The organism is Rhizobium sp. BK098, from assembly GCF_014193155.1.
Taxonomy (GTDB): Bacteria; Pseudomonadota; Alphaproteobacteria; order Rhizobiales; family Rhizobiaceae; genus Rhizobium.
The window spans coordinates 124,295-141,558 of sequence record NZ_JACHYY010000009.1 but is presented as its reverse complement, the minus strand read 5'-3'; the positions used below and the strand labels follow the sequence as shown (position 1 = coordinate 141,558).

General features: G+C 60.7%; 16 protein-coding genes. 12 read left to right on the top strand and 4 right to left on the bottom strand.

The annotated features are described in order from the left end of the window. The first annotated feature begins 30 nt into the window (after positions 1-30). Positions 31-543 carry a DUF2867 domain-containing protein gene (locus tag FHT73_RS22305; RefSeq protein WP_183714916.1) on the top strand — a complete coding sequence of 171 codons (513 nt, stop codon included), beginning with the start codon at positions 31-33 and terminating at the stop codon, positions 541-543. Here the strand turns inward: FHT73_RS22305 and FHT73_RS22300 are convergent. Continuing rightward, a complete protein-coding gene (locus tag FHT73_RS22300; protein WP_183714914.1) occupies positions 521-1,612 on the bottom strand; it encodes a TraB/GumN family protein in 1,092 nt (363 codons plus the stop codon). The genes FHT73_RS22305 and FHT73_RS22300 overlap by 23 nt on opposite strands. A gap of 130 nt (positions 1,613-1,742) precedes the next feature. After that, positions 1,743-2,678, bottom strand: coding sequence for a tyrosine recombinase XerC (locus tag FHT73_RS22295; RefSeq protein WP_112412637.1), 936 nt, complete (start codon positions 2,676-2,678; stop codon positions 1,743-1,745). Between the two features lie 246 nt (positions 2,679-2,924). Between FHT73_RS22295 and FHT73_RS22290 the strand changes: the two genes are divergently transcribed. Beyond that, positions 2,925-3,869 (top strand): 1-acyl-sn-glycerol-3-phosphate acyltransferase, encoded by a 945-nt coding sequence (locus tag FHT73_RS22290; RefSeq protein ID WP_183714912.1) that lies wholly within the window; start codon positions 2,925-2,927, stop codon positions 3,867-3,869. Positions 3,870-3,895: 26 nt separating this feature from the next. Next, on the top strand, positions 3,896-5,032 hold the full coding sequence (locus FHT73_RS22285) for an AAA family ATPase (RefSeq protein ID WP_183714910.1): 1,137 nt from the start codon (positions 3,896-3,898) through the stop codon (positions 5,030-5,032). A gap of 223 nt (positions 5,033-5,255) precedes the next feature. Here the strand turns inward: FHT73_RS22285 and FHT73_RS22280 are convergent, their stop codons facing one another. After that, the gene (locus FHT73_RS22280) at positions 5,256-6,194 is read right to left on the bottom strand and encodes an aromatic alcohol reductase (protein WP_112607797.1); all 939 of its coding nucleotides are present in this window, start codon (positions 6,192-6,194) and stop codon (positions 5,256-5,258) included. Positions 6,195-6,296: 102 nt separating this feature from the next. On the opposite strand from FHT73_RS22280, the gene FHT73_RS22275 reads away from it, so the two are divergent. From FHT73_RS22275 to FHT73_RS22240, 8 genes are all read left to right on the top strand, one after another. After that, a complete protein-coding gene (locus tag FHT73_RS22275; RefSeq protein ID WP_112413870.1) occupies positions 6,297-6,722 on the top strand; it encodes a helix-turn-helix domain-containing protein in 426 nt (141 codons plus the stop codon). A gap of 212 nt (positions 6,723-6,934) precedes the next feature. Continuing rightward, complete coding sequence (locus FHT73_RS22270) at positions 6,935-9,166, top strand: primosomal protein N' (RefSeq protein ID WP_183714908.1); 2,232 nt, start codon at positions 6,935-6,937, stop codon at positions 9,164-9,166. 110 nt (positions 9,167-9,276) lie between these two features. Beyond that, on the top strand, positions 9,277-9,660 hold the full coding sequence (locus FHT73_RS22265) for a DUF4345 domain-containing protein (protein WP_112607793.1): 384 nt from the start codon (positions 9,277-9,279) through the stop codon (positions 9,658-9,660). Positions 9,661-9,922: 262 nt separating this feature from the next. Continuing rightward, entirely contained in the window at positions 9,923-10,489 is a 567-nt protein-coding gene (locus tag FHT73_RS22260; protein ID WP_112607791.1) for a F0F1 ATP synthase subunit delta, read from the top strand. Next, the gene (gene atpA / locus FHT73_RS22255) at positions 10,489-12,018 is read left to right on the top strand and encodes a F0F1 ATP synthase subunit alpha (RefSeq protein ID WP_183714906.1); all 1,530 of its coding nucleotides are present in this window, start codon (positions 10,489-10,491) and stop codon (positions 12,016-12,018) included. Before FHT73_RS22260 ends, atpA begins: the two co-directional genes overlap by 1 nt. A 29-nt stretch (positions 12,019-12,047) precedes the next feature. Then, complete coding sequence (locus tag FHT73_RS22250; protein ID WP_112336385.1) at positions 12,048-12,932, top strand: F0F1 ATP synthase subunit gamma; 885 nt, start codon at positions 12,048-12,050, stop codon at positions 12,930-12,932. Positions 12,933-12,955: 23 nt separating this feature from the next. After that, positions 12,956-14,386 carry a F0F1 ATP synthase subunit beta gene (gene atpD / locus FHT73_RS22245; protein ID WP_112336386.1) on the top strand — a complete coding sequence of 477 codons (1,431 nt, stop codon included), beginning with the start codon at positions 12,956-12,958 and terminating at the stop codon, positions 14,384-14,386. A gap of 77 nt (positions 14,387-14,463) precedes the next feature. Continuing rightward, positions 14,464-14,871 (top strand): F0F1 ATP synthase subunit epsilon, encoded by a 408-nt coding sequence (locus tag FHT73_RS22240; RefSeq protein ID WP_095436050.1) that lies wholly within the window; start codon positions 14,464-14,466, stop codon positions 14,869-14,871. Between the two features lie 228 nt (positions 14,872-15,099). Here FHT73_RS22240 and FHT73_RS22235 read toward each other — a convergent pair whose 3' ends face one another. Continuing rightward, positions 15,100-15,999, bottom strand: a complete 900-nt coding sequence (locus tag FHT73_RS22235; RefSeq protein ID WP_112607787.1) for a LysR substrate-binding domain-containing protein — start codon at positions 15,997-15,999, stop codon at positions 15,100-15,102. A 118-nt stretch (positions 16,000-16,117) separates the two neighbouring features. Between FHT73_RS22235 and FHT73_RS22230 the strand changes: the two genes are divergently transcribed. Next, a complete protein-coding gene (locus tag FHT73_RS22230) occupies positions 16,118-17,263 on the top strand; it encodes an iron-containing alcohol dehydrogenase (RefSeq protein ID WP_183714904.1) in 1,146 nt (381 codons plus the stop codon). Position 17,264 lies beyond the last annotated feature (1 nt).

The following is a 17,264-nucleotide window of genomic DNA, read 5'->3' as shown; positions in this document are numbered from 1 at the left end:
TGCATACGTCGAATAAAGACGGATGAAACCATGTCTGCAAGGCCTTTGATGGTGAAGCCCCTTATGCCGCATCCGGCGTTGCCGGATGCCGATTGGGCTGACTGCTACCAACTGAAGATTCCGAACTCGGATCTGACCGCGATTGCCGCCGCCCGAACGATGCTCAGCCGCTTTCCGTTTTGGGTGCGGCTGCTGATACGGGTGCGCGATGCGGTAACCGGCTTGTTCGGTTTGAGATCCAGCAGCGACCTTCGGGCGGAGGAGTGGGAGAAGATCGGCTTCTTTCCCGTCGTCAGCAAGTCCGACAATCAGGTCGTGCTCGGGTTCGACGATCGGCATCTCGATTTTCGGGTCGTCATCGACGTGCGGAACGACGATCAGGGGCGTCGGCTGGTCGATGCGACGACGCTTGTCCGGCGGAACATATTGCTTGGCCGGATCTATCTCGCAATCATTACGCCATTCCACCGGCTGATCGTCGCAACGATGCTTGCCGATCTCGGCAAGCGGACGCAAACGGTCAGTTTACCGCCGTCACCGTAAAGCCCTGCTTGCGCAGCAGCGGCACAAGGCCCTGATCGCCGACGAGGTGAAGCGCGCCAACGGCGATGAAAGCGTTGCCCTTGTTGAGAACGGGCGCGGCACGCTCGGCCATGACCTTGTTGCGGTCGAGGATGATGCGCTGCTCGAAAGCGGCGGTATCGGCATCCGTGATCTTCTGATCCGGTTCGATCACCTTCAGCATCGGAATCATCGCGCCGATATTGCCGGCGATATAGAGCTCCGTCATCGTTTCGTTGACGTCGTTGATCTTGTCGCCCAGTTCGAGCGTCTGCATCAGCGATTTCAGATGCAGCGCCACCGGCAGATCACTCATGGCCTTGGCTTGCTCGGCCAGCGTTTCGAGACCGACGACCTTCTTACCCTCGGCGGCGGCGTCGCTCGCCAATTTTTGGTCAAGGAATTTCGCGCCGGCCGTCTTGCGACGAACCTCGCAGCCCGTCATCTCGAAGGAGCTCGAGATCAGCCAGGGCTGCATGCGGGAGACGGCGGCAAGCGCAATGCCGCGTTCCTTGAGGCCTGCTTCTAGCCGCGCATTTTCTTCGGGTGTGAGATGCTGGCTGATGGTCGAGCCGTCGGTGAGCATGGTGAGTGAGGGATTGGCGAAGAGGGCGGCTGCGGCTTTCTTGTCGTCGAGGATCTCATCCGATTCGACAACGATCGTATCGGCTGATGCAACGGCGTCTGCAGCGCCCTTGGGCATGGTGAGCACGCGTGTATCCGAGACATGCATGGTGCCGAGCAGCCATGACGGCTTCAAGCCGGGCTTTTCGATCTTCCAGAAGATACCCTTGCCGTTCTCCACCTTGTCGCCAGCGGCGATGATGGAGGCGTATTTTGCCGGATCATTCTTTTGAAGTTCGGCCATGAGATCCTTGCCGCCGCAGCTGTCGGAGACTGCGACTTCGGCATGAGCCGGCTGCAGCGTCAGCATCGTCGCGACCAGCAGCACCGCAAGCATCAGCGGAAAGGCAGTGGCAAGCCAGAGCAGCATATCACCAAGCGTCGGCTTCATCGACCGCATCGTCTTGGACCCAAGGGCAGAAATCATCGGAATCTTCCGTTCGCAGAGAGCATGACCGCTAACGCCCGAAAGCGGTTTTCAGGGGGCATGCCGAGACATGGTCCTGCTTTACGCGAACGAGACGGAAATTCCCTTAACGCGAGAGGTTAATCTTTCCTTATGCGCGCGGGTGGGCGCGGTCGTAGACCTCGAGCAGGCGTGAGGAATCGACGCCGGTATAGACCTGCGTCGTCGAGAGGCTGGCATGGCCGAGCAGTTCCTGGATGGTGCGCAGGTCACCGCCGCCGGCCAGGAGATGGGTCGCAAACGAATGGCGAAGTGCGTGCGGTGTTGCCGTATCCGGCAGCCCGAAGGCGCTGCGCAGTTTTTGCATGCCGTGCTGGATGATGCCCGGCTGCAGCTTGCCGCCGCGCGCGCCGCGAAAGAGGGCGTCATCGGCTTCGAGATGATAGGGACAGAGCTTGCGATATTGATCGACCGCTTGCGTGACGATCGGCAGCAGCGGCACCAGCCGTGTCTTGTTGCCCTTGCCGGTAATGCGCAGCGAGGTTGCGCCCGGCAGAAAATCCTGCGGCTTCAGATCCAGCGCTTCAGAGATGCGCAGGCCACAGCCATAGAGCAAGGTCAGCACGGCGGCATCGCGTGCGGCGATCCAGGGTTCCTCGTGCAGCTGCGCCTCGTCACTGACGACGGTAATCGCCTGCTTGTCGGAAAGCGGCTTCGGCAGCGATTTCGGCTGTTTCGGCGAGCGCACGGCGGCAGCCCCCGCGGCATTCACCAGGCCCTTCTTTTCGAGATAGCGCAAGAGCGAGCGAAGCCCGGCAAGATTGCGCCCGAGCGAACGCGCGCCCGCGCCGTCCTTGCGGCGGGCGGCAAGGAATGCGCGAAAGTCGGCGGGGCGGAGCGCATGAATATCCTCGATCGTCGCGGGACCGCCGAGATGGCCGGTGAGGAAGGTCAGGAATTGCCGCGTATCGCGTTCATAGGCATTCAGCGTATGGGCGGCGAGCCGCCGCTCCTGGCCAAGTGCTTCGAGCCAGCGGTTGCGTTCCGCCATCAACCTGGAGTCGGCGATAACAAGCAATTCGTTCAGTGGAAAACCCCTTGAAATTCAGATCGCATCTGCCACTTTGAAGGAAGGAAGGTTATGGAATCGCTAATTTTCCCGCTGCTTCCGGTGCGTTTTCCCTTCGTGCCGCGGGGCGCATCTGGACTTCAATGAAACTGCATATGGCTCGTTCCGGATCTCGGATGGTTCGCCTTCCATATGCGAGGCGCTTGTCATGCTTCGATCATATTCGATTGCGATAGAATATATCCCAACCATTCAGGATACTTCATGGCACGCCGCGGTTCGATAACTGCACTCGGGCAGATTGCGGAAGCAATCGCTTTGGTGTCCCAGGGACAGCCAGGACATATCGTCGATACGTTGATCGCAGAGCGCGGGCAGAAGATCGTCCGAAACCCGCTCTGGCCACTCATGCGCCCCTTTCTCTACACGCTGCTGCGCTACAACAAGGCAATCGAATTCGCCGATGATGTCGCCAAGCTTTCAGGCTTCCAGTGCTTCGAATATATGAGCGATCTGCTGCGGCTCGATATCGGCGTCACCCATGCCGACCGCATTCCGGCTAAGGGCGGCTTCATTCTCGTCAGCAATCATCCCACAGGCATTGCCGACGGCGTCGCCGTCTTCGATCTTCTGAAGTCGCGCCGGCCGGATATGATGATCTTTGCCAATCGCGATGCGGTGCGGGTCAACCCGCGCTTCGCCGAAATGATCATTCCAGTGGAGTGGCGCGAGGAATATAAGAGCAAGCTAAAGACGCGCGAGACGCTGCAGCTGACCAACCGCGCCGTTGCCGATGGCAAGGTGACTGTGCTCTTTCCGTCCGGCCGCATCGCCTACTGGGCGAACGGCAAGCTGAACGAGCGGCCGTGGAAGACCTCGGCCGTGGGTCTGGCGCGCAAATACAATCTGCCGATCCTGCCGGTGCATCTGACGGCCCGCAATTCCGGCCTGTTCTACTGGTTCGCCAAATGGTCGACCGAGCTGCGCGACATGACCGTGTTCCACGAGCTGCTCAACAAGCGCGGCGACCGGTTTGATTTCCTCGTCGGCAATCTCATTCCCGTCGAGCATCTGGACGGGGACGTCAACGAGGTGACGAAGGCACTGGAGAAGCACACCGTCTTCGATCTTGCGGCGGACGGCAATGCAGCCTTCGCGCCGCTGGTCCCTCCGAACCAGGATGAGATCTTGGTTTCGCATTCTCTTTGATAGGGGAATCGGCTAAACCCTCGGGCATGCAGCTTCGCTCGATGTTTGCCCGGAATTATCGCTCCCTGCGCTCGATCCGCATGGATCTTTCCGATGTCAATCTGTTCATCGGCGAGAATGGGGTGGGCAAGTCCAATCTCTATCGCTCTCTGCAACTCGTGCAGGCTGCCGTTCGCGGCAGGCTGGCGCATGAGATTTCCAGTGAAGGCGGCATGTTCTCGGCTATGTGGTCGGGCAAGCGGCGTTCGCATGAGTCCGCCCGCATCCGCTTCGATGTCGAGCTGCTCGATATGGAACGGGCGGCGACCTTTCGCTACTGGATCGAAGCGGGCATGCGACCACCCTGTGCCTCCGCCGGATTTCCGTTGGAGCCGCAAGTCAAGGCCGAGGAGCTTTCCGTCGAGACCGGGCGGCGGCCGGTGACGATGATGAAGCGCGAGGGACCAGGCATTTCCGTGCGCGGCGAGAGCGGTCGCATGCAGGCGCATCCCGAAAACGCCCTGACCTCCGAAACGGCGATCGCGCTTTTGAGTGATGCCGGTCATTTTTCGGAGATCGGCACTTTTCGGCGCGCCATCGATGCCTGGCGATTCTACCACGGCTTCCGCACCGATCGCGGCTCGCCGCTGCGCGCGCCTTGCCTTGCCGTCACCTCTCCTATGCTGGATGAGGACGGCGCCAACATCGCCGCCGTTTTCGCGACCCTTGTCCATACGCGCGAAGATACCGTCGAGCTGGACCGGGTTCTTGCCGCAGCGCTCGGCGGTGCCCGGCTCGTGGTGCCGGAGCCACAGGAAACGGCGGATTTCGGCCTGATGCTGCCCGAGTTTCCCAACCGTGTTTTCCAGCCGCGCGAGCTTTCCGATGGCCAGATCCGGTTCCTCGGTCTCGCCGCCGCCTTGATGTCCTACCGCCTGCCGCCGCTGATCGCGCTGAACGAGCCGGAGGCGAGCCTGCATCCGGATATGCTGCCGCCGCTGGCAGACATGATTGCTGAGGCCGCAAAGACCAGCCAGATCTGGATCGTCACCCATTCAGAACGTCTGGCGGAGGCCGTTCGCGAGCGCTGCGGCGCCCGGCCGCGCCGGGTGATCCGTGAGGATGGCTCCACCTGGATCGACGGCATGCGGCTAACCGGCGAGATTGATGATGAGGATGAATAGCGGCGATCCGATTTCGTCCCTTCCAAACTTATGCGTCCGCAGCGATCATATCGGCAAGCGGCGACGGCATATTCATATGAACAGCCCGGCGTGGTCATATACCTCGCCGGGCCGCATCGTTCTAGAGCGGTTCACTTTTCACGGAATCTCTGAGCCGCTCCATCTCTTTATTGTCTCGCAATTCCGGACGGAAAACCGCTGCGCACTTTTCCCGGAATTGCTCTTAGGAGCGAAGGTTTTCTCTGATCCACTCTTCAGCGGTCGTAACCTTTATGCCATGTCGCTCATTGAAGCTGCCGCGCTTCGGCCATGCCACGCCTTTGCCCTCGGCAAAGACCGCCCGATATTTCTTGATATGGTTATCTGGGTCCTGTGCAAGTTCCGACTTGAGCTGAGGCACTGTCCATTCCGCTTTCGTAAACGGCCGCCCAAGCACGGTCTGAAGTGTGTCGGCAACCTGGCCGTAGGTCACGCTGTCGCCAGCAAGATAGACAATCTCGTTGCGGATCATTGGCCGAGCGAAGACCACCTCGGCGGTCAACGCACCAATATCGTCAGGAGTCGTCAGCGTAACTTCCGTATCCAGGCTGCCCAGCGCGTTGACGACGTTCTTTTCGAGATCGACGACCTCGAAGATCGGTTCAAATAAGAAGCTGGTGAACATTCCCGTAGAGATCACCACCCAGTCGGTCTTGTCTTGCGCGCGCAGAAGGTCACGCACGTCGATCTGGGCATCGAACAGGTCCTGCGGGCTGCCACGACCGATGACGTCGAAGTCGACGCCAAACTGCCACGGAAAATAGCGCTTCAGGTTCGCTTCAAGTGCAGCTTTCGCAAGTTTCATTGGTGTGTTTCGACCAGCGGAAAAGCCCGCACAACCGATCACGGTATCAAAACGTGCGAAGATCGCTGCGAGTTCACTTATTGTTGCGCTAAGGATGTCGCCAGGGACGATCTCGATCCCCAGTTCGCGTATCTCGGAGACATCACGCTGCTTTGCCGGGTCGGTCGACTCAACGGTCGCCGCCCGCAAGAGGACGCTGACGGCTGTACCCGAATGATCCTTGGCCTTACGCGCCAGATTGCGTAGTACAGGCATACCAAGCTCTCCGGCACCAATGACCAGGATCGACTGTCCTTCTGTTGTTTGCGTGGAGTTCATTTTGGAAATCCTTTCTACTCTCACCGTTCGTGGGAACGGGTAAATGGCATCTCTCAGAAAGGATCGTAAGAAGGTACACGCGTGATACCGTAGGGCAGAAAGATGACGAGAGACGAAATCCTGAGCTATTCTCAAGCGGTCTGCGATGGTCTTCGCGAGGATGATGACGGGGTAAGACGCGAAGTTCTGACCCATGCAGGGAATAGATGGTCGCTGGGCGTCATCCATACCTTGGGCGTCTATGGTAGACTGCGCCATGCGGATATCGGACGAAGAATGCATGGTGTTACCCAGAGGATGCTGACACGCACGCTACGACAACTTGAGAGAGATGGGCTGGTCACACGCCATGACCTGGTGGAGATGCCGCCACGCGTGGAATACGAGCTTACCGAGTTGGGAATGGGGCTCCTGATCCGCATGATCCCGCTTTGGACATGGGTCGTTGAAAACTCGGATCAGTTTCGAAAATCGCGTGAGGAATATGACGCGCGACCGCATGAGAAACCATCATGGCAGACTTTTTAACGGGCTCGTAGGCCGCCACGGGCAGCTTGCCTCATGATCCATGATTATCTGCGGTTAGGACGCACCGGGTCCGCTGGGCCGATAGCGATCATTGATGACGCTGTCGCAAAGGACGAATATTTCCGACAGCCGCAAGCCATCCGCATTTTGCGAGCCATCGTGCGCTGCTCCCGGGTTTTCTTTTGCGTCCGTCCGGGGCATGGTCTGGCGCAATGAGCAAAGATTCTTCCGATCTGTTCGGTGCGCTTTTCGAGGCGGCGCCCGCAAAGCCTGTGATGAGCCGTACCGTACCCGTTCTCGTGCCGATGCCGGCGCCGCGGGCCTATTCCTATGCCGTGCCTGACGGCATGGCGGTGGAGCCCGGTTCGGTCGTGCAGGTGCCACTCGGGCCAAGGCAGGTTATCGGCGTCGTCTGGGATGGCGAGGATGACGGTGGTGTCGATCCGAAGAAGCTTCGGCCGATCAGCCATGTGTTCGATTGCCCGCCGCTCGGTAAGCACATGCGCGATTTCATCGATTGGGTTGCCGCCTATACGCTCTCGCCGCCGGGGCTTGTGGCGCGCATGGCGCTTCGAGCGCCGGCTGCCTTTGATCCCGAGCCGATGATCGAGGGCTTGCGCTTTATCGGCGGCCAGCCGGAACGGATGACGCCGGCTCGCGCCAAGGTGATGGAGATCGCCGCCGATGGGCTTTCGTGGACACGGCTTGGCCTTGCGCATGCGGCGGGTGTGTCCACCAGCGTCGTCGACGGATTGATCTCGCAGGGCATTTTCGAAACCATCTTCCTGCCGCCGCCGCCTGTCGTCGCCAAGCCTGATCCGGAATTCACCGCGTCGCGGCTGCAGGGGCCGCAAAAGGATGCGGCCGACGAAATCCTGGCCGACGTGCGCAAGGGCGAGTTCGCGGTTTCGCTGATCGACGGTGTCACCGGTTCCGGCAAGACGGAGGTCTATTTCGAGGCCATTGCTGAAACGCTCCGGCGCGGCAAACAAGTGTTGATCCTGCTGCCGGAGATCGCACTGACGGCCAGCTTCCTGGAACGCTTTCAGGATCGCTTCGGCGCCAAGCCGGCCGAATGGCATTCCGATCTCGCGCCGAAGATGCGGGAAAAGGTCTGGCGTCAGGCTGTGACCGGCGAGGTTCGGGTCGTGGCCGGGGCGCGTTCGGCGCTCTTCCTGCCCTTCGAGGATCTCGGGCTGATCATCGTCGATGAAGAGCATGACCCTGCCTATAAGCAGGAGGATCGCGTTTATTATAATGCGCGCGATATGGCCGTGGTGCGCGGCCGCATCGGTGATTTTCCCGTCGTGCTGGTGTCGGCGACGCCTTCGGTCGAGAGCCAGGTTAACGGCCAGAGCGGGCGCTACACGACAATCCATCTGCCGACTCGCTTCGGCGATGCGGCGCTTCCGGATCTGCATCTGATCGATATGCGCCGGCATGCGCCCGAGCGCGGCGGCTTTCTTTCGCCCGTCATGATCCGCGCGATCGGCAAGACGGTTGCCAAGGGCGAGCAGGCGCTCTTGTTCCTCAATAGGCGCGGCTATGCGCCGCTGACGCTCTGCCGGGTCTGCGGCCACCGGTTTCAATGCCCGCAATGTTCGAGCTGGCTGGTGGAGCACCGTTTCCGCAACCAGATCCAATGTCATCAATGCGGCTATGCCGAGCGCACGCCGGAGGCCTGCCCCGAATGCGGCACGCTCGACCACCTCGTCGCCTGCGGGCCGGGCGTCGAGCGCATCGCCGAAGAGGTGGAGCGGCATTTCCCCGAGGCGCGGACGATCGTGCTCTCCTCCGACATCATGGGCGGCGTCAAGCGCTTGCGGCTGGAGCTGGAGGCCATCGCCAAGGGCGAGGCTGACATCGTCATCGGCACGCAGCTCGTCGCCAAAGGGCATAATTTCCCGCTGATGACGCTGGTCGGTATCGTCGATGCGGATCTTGGCCTGGCGAATGGCGATCCGCGCGCTGCCGAGCGGACATTCCAGCTCCTGTCGCAGGTGACAGGACGCGCCGGCCGAACTGGCTTGAAGAGCCACGGACTGCTGCAGACCTACCAGCCGCAGCATCCCGTCATGCAGGCGATCGTATCCGGCGACGCCAGTGCCTTTTACGAGCGCGAGATCTCGGAGCGGGAGAGGGCCATCTTGCCGCCCTTCGGCCGGCTTGCCTCGATCATCGTCTCGGCCGACAGCAGGCAGGATGCCGAAACCCATGCCCGCGGCATGCGCAATGCGGCGCCGCAGGTCTCGGGCATATCGGTACTGGGTCCGGCCGAAGCGCCGATCGCGCTGGTGCGGGGGCGACACCGTTTCCGTCTGCTCGTGCACGGCAGGCGGAATTCCGACATGCAAGGCTTTCTGCGAGCCATGCTGGCGCAATCCCCAAAGGAGCGCGGCTCCGTGCAGGTGCAGCTCGATATCGATCCGCAAAGCTTTCTGTGATTGGCGCGGCAGATATCCTGGCTGCACCTTTCCCTTGTAATGCGGATCATGCCATAAGTCGGCCGTCTCACTTGACCTGATTTGTGCGCGGCTGATTTTGAGGGCGATCGATGGAGCTTTATTTTCCGACCGAATTCGGCGAGCGGCTTGCCTACTGTTCGGCTGCCATTACGGCGCTGATCGGCCTTTTCCTGATGTTCGCGCCGGGTTACACCTATCGCTTCCTCAAGCTGCAGGTGAAGGAAGGCCGTTCGGAAGCCTATGCCGAGGCTCGCTCGGCCGGCGGCTTCATGGTGGGTTTCGGTTTGGTGGCAATCCTGCTGGCGCAGCCGATGATCTATCTCGCGCTCGGTGCCGCCTTCGGCGTCGCGGCGTTCGGTCGCATTCTGTCGCTTATGTCCGATCGTGGCAGTATATTTCTAAGTCTTCTTCTTCTGGTTGTGCAGGCGATTCTTGCTGCGCTACCTTTTCTCTATGGTCTTGGCTATATTTGACCCGAAAACGGCTCCGGCGCGGCCATTTTTGCCTGCGCTATCCCCATGCTTTTCGAATTTTGCCATCATAAATTCGCCCGAATGGCGTATTCGTCGAATACGCGTGTTGCGAGTCTCAATATCCTATGTTAGACGAACCCCGAATTTCGGATGAGGCAGGAGCGCGCTCCTGCTGATTTCTGGGGGAAATCAAAACGAATTCAAGGGCATATCGCTTCCGTCACCCGGAAGTTTGGTTCTTGGGTTGAAATCAGGGAATTTTGTGCCCGTGGCAGACACATCCCAGCATGTTTCTGGTGTCGCAGAACGATATGCCTCGTCGCTGTTCGAATTGGCTCTTGAAGAGGGTGCCGTACCGGCAGTGGCCGCCGATCTCGATCGGTTCCAAGCCATGCTCGACGAAAGCGAAGATCTGAAGCGCTTCGTCCTCAGCCCGGTCTTTTCGGCTGAAGAGCAGGTCGGCGCGATCCAGGCGCTGGCAACGAAGGCCGGCTTCGGCGCTTACGTCACCAATTTTCTGAAGCTTGTGGCCAGCAATCGGCGCCTTTTTGCGCTGCCGGGCATGATCAAGGCTTTCCGCATCATCGCCGCCCAGCATCGCGGCGAGATTTCCGCCGAGGTCACCTCGGCCCATGCGCTGACTCCGGCGCAGGAAGATGAATTGAAGGCGGCGCTGAAGGGCGTCACCGGCAAGGACGTGACGATTGTCGTCACCGTCGATCCGTCGATCCTTGGCGGCCTGATCGTCAAGGTCGGTTCGCGTCAGATCGATACGTCCCTTCGCACCAAACTCTCCACCCTTAAGCTTGCATTGAAAGAGGTCGGCTGATGGATATCCGCGCCGCGGAAATTTCCGCAATTCTGAAAGATCAGATCAAAAACTTCGGCAAGGAAGCTGAAGTCTCCGAAGTCGGCCAGGTTCTCTCCGTCGGTGACGGTATCGCCCGCGTCTACGGTCTGGACAATGTTCAGGCCGGCGAAATGGTCGAATTCCCCGGCGGTATCCGCGGCATGGCCCTGAACCTCGAAGCCGACAATGTCGGCGTGGTTATCTTCGGCTCCGACCGCGACATCAAGGAAGGCGACACCGTCAAGCGCACGGGCGCGATCGTTGACGTTCCGGTCGGTCCGGAACTGCTCGGCCGCGTTGTCGACGCGCTCGGCAATCCGATCGACGGCAAGGGCCCGATCAATGCGACCCGCCGTTCGCGCGTCGACGTCAAGGCTCCGGGTATCATTCCGCGCAAGTCGGTTCATGAGCCGATGTCGACCGGCCTCAAGGCCATCGACGCTCTGATCCCGGTTGGCCGCGGCCAGCGCGAGCTCGTCATCGGCGACCGCCAGACCGGCAAGACCGCCATCATTCTCGACACGATCCTGAACCAGAAGGCCATCCACGATGCTGGCCCGGACAGCGAAAAGCTGTACTGCGTCTACGTCGCCGTCGGCCAGAAGCGTTCGACCGTTGCCCAGTTCGTCAAGGTGCTCGAAGAGCGCGGCGCGCTGAAGTATTCGATCATCGTTGCCGCGACGGCGTCCGACCCGGCTCCGATGCAGTTCCTCGCTCCGTTTGCCGGTTGCGCCATGGGCGAATACTTCCGTGACAACGCCCAGCACGCGCTGATCGGCTATGACGACCTGTCCAAGCAGGCCGTTGCTTACCGTCAGATGTCGCTGCTGCTGCGCCGCCCGCCGGGCCGCGAAGCCTATCCGGGCGACGTTTTCTACCTGCACTCGCGTCTCCTTGAGCGCGCCGCAAAGATGAACGACGAGAAGGGCGCTGGCTCGCTCACCGCTCTCCCGGTCATCGAAACGCAGGGTAACGACGTTTCGGCCTTCATTCCGACCAACGTGATCTCGATCACCGACGGCCAGATCTTCCTCGAAACCGACCTGTTCTACCAGGGTATCCGCCCGGCCGTTAACGTCGGTCTCTCGGTTTCGCGCGTCGGTTCGTCCGCTCAGATCAAGGCGATGAAGCAGGTTGCCGGCTCGATCAAGGGCGAACTCGCCCAGTATCGCGAAATGGCCGCCTTCGCCCAGTTCGGTTCCGACCTCGATGCGGCAACGCAGCGCCTGCTGAACCGCGGTGCCCGCCTGACCGAGCTCCTGAAGCAGCCGCAATTCTCGCCGCTGAAGACGGAAGAGCAGGTTGCGGTGATCTTCGCCGGCGTCAACGGCTACCTTGACAAGCTGCCTGTTGCTCAGGTCGGCAAGTTCGAGCAGGGCCTGCTGTCCTACCTCCGCTCGGAAGGCAAGGAAATCCTCGACGCCATCCGTACCGAAAAGGCCATCAGCGACGCGACGAAGGGCAAGCTCACCGCTGCTCTCGACAGCTTCGCCAAGTCTTTCGCGTAATCGGGCCCAAGCTCTAGGACGGACCAAGGATGCCTTCACTCAAGGATCTGAAAAACCGGATCGCCTCCGTCAAGGCGACGCAGAAGATCACCAAGGCGATGAAAATGGTCGCCGCGGCGAAGCTTCGGCGTGCGCAGGAGGCGGCCGAGGCCGCCCGGCCTTACTCGCAGCGCATGGCCGCTGTTCTGGCCAACATCTCGGCTGCCGTCAGCGATGCCGACGGCGCGCCGCTGCTGATGACCGGAACCGGCAAGAGCGACGTGCATCTGCTGGTCGTTTGCACGGCCGAGCGCGGCCTTTGCGGCGGCTTCAATTCGCAGATTTCGCGCTTCGCCCGCGACCATGCCCGCAAGCTTCTGGCCGAAGGCAAGACGGTGAAGATCTTCACCGTCGGCAAGAAGGGCTATGACGTCCTTCGCCGCGAATATGCATCGCTGATCGTCGAGCGCAAGGAACTGCGCGACGTCAAGCGCATCGGCTTCGACAATGCCGACGCCATCGGCAAGCGTATCATCGATATGTTCGAAGCCGGCGAATTCGACGTTTGCACGCTGTTCTACTCCGAATTCAAGTCGGTGATCAGCCAGGTGCCGACGGCACAGCAGCTCATCCCGGCTTCGGCTCCGGCCGTCGTCGAACAAGACGCAGCCCACAAGGGTGCCGTCTACGAATACGAGCCGGATGCGGCTTCGATCCTCGCGGACCTGATCCCGCGCAACATCTCCGTCCAGATCTTCCGCGCGTTGCTCGAAAACGTCGCCGGCGAGATGGGCGCCAAGATGAGTGCGATGGACAATGCGACGCGCAACGCTGGTGAGATGATCAACAAGCTGACGCTGAACTACAACCGTCAGCGCCAGGCACAGATCACCAAGGAATTGATTGAAATCATTTCGGGCGCGGAAGCGCTCTGAGGTTAGGGAAAGAGGGTAAGAAAATGGCTGACGCAGCTACCCCCGCAGGTTCTGTCGGTAAGGTTACTCAGGTTATCGGCGCCGTTGTGGACGTTGCTTTCGACGGCGAGCTCCCGGCGATCCTGAACGCGCTTGAAACCGACAATAACGGCAATCGTCTGGTTCTCGAAGTAGCACAGCACCTCGGCGAAAACTCCGTTCGCACCATCGCCATGGACTCGACCGAAGGCCTGGTTCGTGGACAGCGTGTCAACGACACCGGTGCACCGATCTCGGTTCCGGTCGGACACGAGACGCTCGGCCGTATCATGAACGTCATCGGCGAGCCGGTCGACGAAGCAGGTCCGCTGAACACCTCCAAGAAGCGCGCCATCCACCAGGATGCTCCGTCCTACGTCGAGCAGTCCACGGAATCTCAGATCCTCGTCACCGGCATCAAGGTCGTCGATCTCCTCGCTCCTTACGCAAAGGGCGGCAAGATCGGCCTGTTCGGCGGCGCCGGCGTCGGCAAGACCGTTCTCATCATGGAACTGATCAACAACGTCGCCAAGGCGCACGGTGGTTACTCGGTATTCGCAGGCGTGGGTGAACGCACCCGCGAAGGCAACGACCTCTACCACGAAATGATCGAATCGGGCGTCAACAAGCATGGTGGCGGCGAAGGCTCCAAGGCTGCGCTCGTGTACGGCCAGATGAACGAACCGCCGGGCGCCCGCGCTCGCGTCGCTCTGACCGGTCTGACCGTTGCTGAGAACTTCCGCGATGAAGGCCAGGACGTTCTGTTCTTCGTCGACAACATCTTCCGCTTCACGCAGGCTGGTTCGGAAGTGTCGGCTCTGCTCGGCCGTATTCCTTCGGCGGTGGGTTATCAGCCGACGCTCGCTACCGACATGGGCCAGATGCAGGAACGCATTACTACGACGACGACCGGCTCGATCACCTCGGTTCAGGCCATTTACGTTCCGGCCGACGACTTGACCGACCCGGCACCGGCAACCTCGTTCGCCCACCTGGACGCAACCACCGTTCTGTCGCGCTCGATCGCCGAAAAGGGCATCTACCCGGCCGTCGACCCGCTCGACTCCACCTCGCGCATGCTCGACCCGATGGTCGTCGGCGAAGAGCACTACGAAGTTGCCCGTAAGGTTCAGTCGACGCTGCAGCGCTACAAGGCCCTGCAGGACATCATCGCCATCCTGGGCATGGACGAACTTTCCGAAGACGACAAGCTGGCCGTTGCCCGCGCCCGCAAGATCGAGCGCTTCCTGTCGCAGCCGTTCTTCGTCGCCGAAGTCTTCACCGGTTCGCCGGGCAAGCTCGTCGCTCTCGAAGACACGATCAAGGGCTTCAAGGGCCTCGTCAACGGCGAATACGACCACCTGCCGGAAGCTGCCTTCTACATGGTCGGCTCGATCGAAGAAGCGATCGAAAAGGCCAAGAAGCTGGCTGCCTAATCAGGCCAATCCATCGGCGCGCGGCTTTGCCCGCGCGCCCTTGCCTTGCGAATAAGACAATCGAGAAGTGACGGGTCATGGCTGACAATTTCAATTTCGAACTGGTTTCTCCGGAGCGCCTGCTGCTGTCGGAACAGGTCATCGATGTCGTCATCCCCGCGAGCGAGGGCGAGATGACCGTCATGGCGAACCATGCGCCGACCATGACCACCATCAAACCGGGCGTCGTCAAGGTGCATTCCGCTTCGGGCAAGAAGCAGGACTACGTCGTTTTCGGCGGCTTCGCCGACATCCTGCCGACCGGCTGCACGCTGCTCGCCGAATCCGCCGTTCCGGTCGAGGACATGAGCCGCGACGAGCTGGACCGCCGCATCAATGCCGCCAAGGCCGAGCTCGAAGATGCCGAGCATCATGAGCACAAGTCGCGCCTAGAGCACTTCATCATGGAACTCTCTCATCTGCGTGGCTCGATCCCGCAGGATTGATGCGATCCAAACATTGATAAGTGAGATGAAAGCGGTCCTGTGGGCCGCTTTTTTATTGCGATTTCATGCTTTGCTGATGCCGCTATGCGGTCAATCATGACCGAGGCAAGGCAATCGCATAGGAGGCAAGCGGCGGTACACTTACTTCTTCCCTGGCAAGAAGGGTAGCTATTTTATACGCGGTTACCCCTGTTGAGGTGGTAACGGGATCGCTAAGTCGCCTCAAACCTATTGTCCTCCCAACAGAAACCGGTGAAGCTGTGCCGCCTCGGGAGAGAGCGAGCGAAAGCGCGGTGCGCCAAGATAATATCCGAAGCCGCTCTCGACGCGATCGTTGCCGATGGTGACGAGCGCGCCGGATTGCAGGTATTCCTCGATGAGGCCGAGGCTGCCGAGCGCTATGCCTTCGCCCCGGAGCGCTGCTTCCACCGCCATGATATAGGTGGAGAAGGACAGGCGAGGTCGCGGCAGCTTGCCCTTCAAGGGGTCACCGATGCGGCCGAACCATTGGCGGAAGCTGATCCAATGGGCGTTGGCGCGTTCGTAATCGATGAGATCGAGCCCGGCGATGTCGACGGCCGTCAGCGCCTGCGGGTCGAGACCGCGGGCTGCCAGGTAATCCGGCGAGGCAACCGGGACCAGCACCTCGTTCAAGAGTGGCGTCAGGCTCCAGCGCGGATGCTCGCCGGTGGAATAGATGATGATGAGATCGTGGTTCTCCGAGGCAAGTTCGGAATGCACGTCCGTCGTTAGCAGGCGCACGGAGATGCCGGGGCTCTCCTTGCCGAAATCCCTGAGCCGCTGCCCGAGCCAGAGATGCGAGATCGAGCCGCTTGCGGCAATCGAGATGATTTCGCCCGTGCCGGCGCGAAAGGGTTCCAGGCTCTCCTCCAGATATTCCAGCGTGGCACGGACGCGCTGGAACAGCCGCTCGCCATCCGGCGTCAGCGCCAGATTGCGGCCTCGGCGGGTAAAGAGCGTCGCGCCGAGATGATCCTCAAGCCCCTTGATGCGGCGGCTGACGGCGGCCTGGGTGATATTGAGCTCCCGGCCGGCGCGGGAGAAGTTCATGGCGCGCGCGGCCGCATCAAACACGCGGAAGGCCTCCAGCGGTATTTTCTCTAGCATCGCCTCTCCATAACTTCAGATCATCAATATTCCCGATAATTGGCCGGATTTGAAGATCTGAAATTGTGATGCAGGATTATGACAAGATTTTCAGCCGCTTTTCCAAGGGGATCTCCGCGTGTCCTTCTCCATTTCCGCCATCCCAGACATTCGTTTCGGCGAGGGTGCGCTCTCCGGCCTTCCCGCTGCGGTCAAATCCTTCGACGGCGTCGGCGCCGTTCTGCTTGTCATCGATGCCTTCCTGGCGCAGTCCGGCCTTGCCGCCAGGGTCAGCTCCGAGCTTGCCGAAGCAGGCGTGAACACGCAGGTCTATTCCGATTTTGCCGGCGAGCCGAAGCTTGCGCATCTGCATGCAGCGATCGAAGCTGGGCAAGGGGCGGATATGGTGATCGGCATCGGCGGCGGCTCGGCCCTCGATATAGGCAAGATCGTCGCCTGCTGCATCGCCTCCGGCGAGGATCCGATGCATTATGCGCTGGCCGCTAACCCGCTGCCGAAGAACCCGCTGAAGAAGATCGTGATCCCGACCACGGCCGGCACGGGATCGGAAACATCGGCCACGAATATCTTTGCCGGGCCTGAGGGCAAAAAGCTCTGGATCTGGGGGCCGGAAACAAAGGCCGATCTCGTCATTCTCGATCCCGCACTGACGAAGACCCTGCCTGCAAGCCTGACCGCATGGTGCGGTTTCGATGCTTTCATCCACGCCTTCGAGGCAGCGACGAATCGCAACACGCATCGCGGCGCGCAATTTTATGCGCATCAAGCGCTGCGGCTGATCATCGACGCCCTGGAGACGGCCGTCAAGCAACCCAACGATATCACCGCGCGCGGCGACGTATTGCTTGGCTCCTGCTTTGGCGGTATCGCGATCGACAATTGCGGCACGGCGATCGCTCACAATATCAGCCATGCACTGGCGGGCCTCGGTCCTGTCCATCATGGTCTCGCGACCGCTCTCGGCTTCGAAGCGACGCTTTCGTGGCTGGTTGAGGCGGATACGGCAGATCTGAATGCTGCGGCCAAGGCTTGCGGCCTCGCCAGCGCTGCTGAACTTCCCGCTTTCGTTTCCAACTGGATGGACCGCTGCGGTATCGTTCGCGCGCTGCCGGCTGCCTTCAAACCGTTCGATGCCTCCGATCTCGCCCGCGAGATGCGGGCGACCGAAAACCAGCCCATGCGACGATCGACGATCCGCGACGTAACGGATGCCGATATCGACCGCTTTGCCGCCGCCGTCATGGCGCCGCCGAAAGGAATCTGAA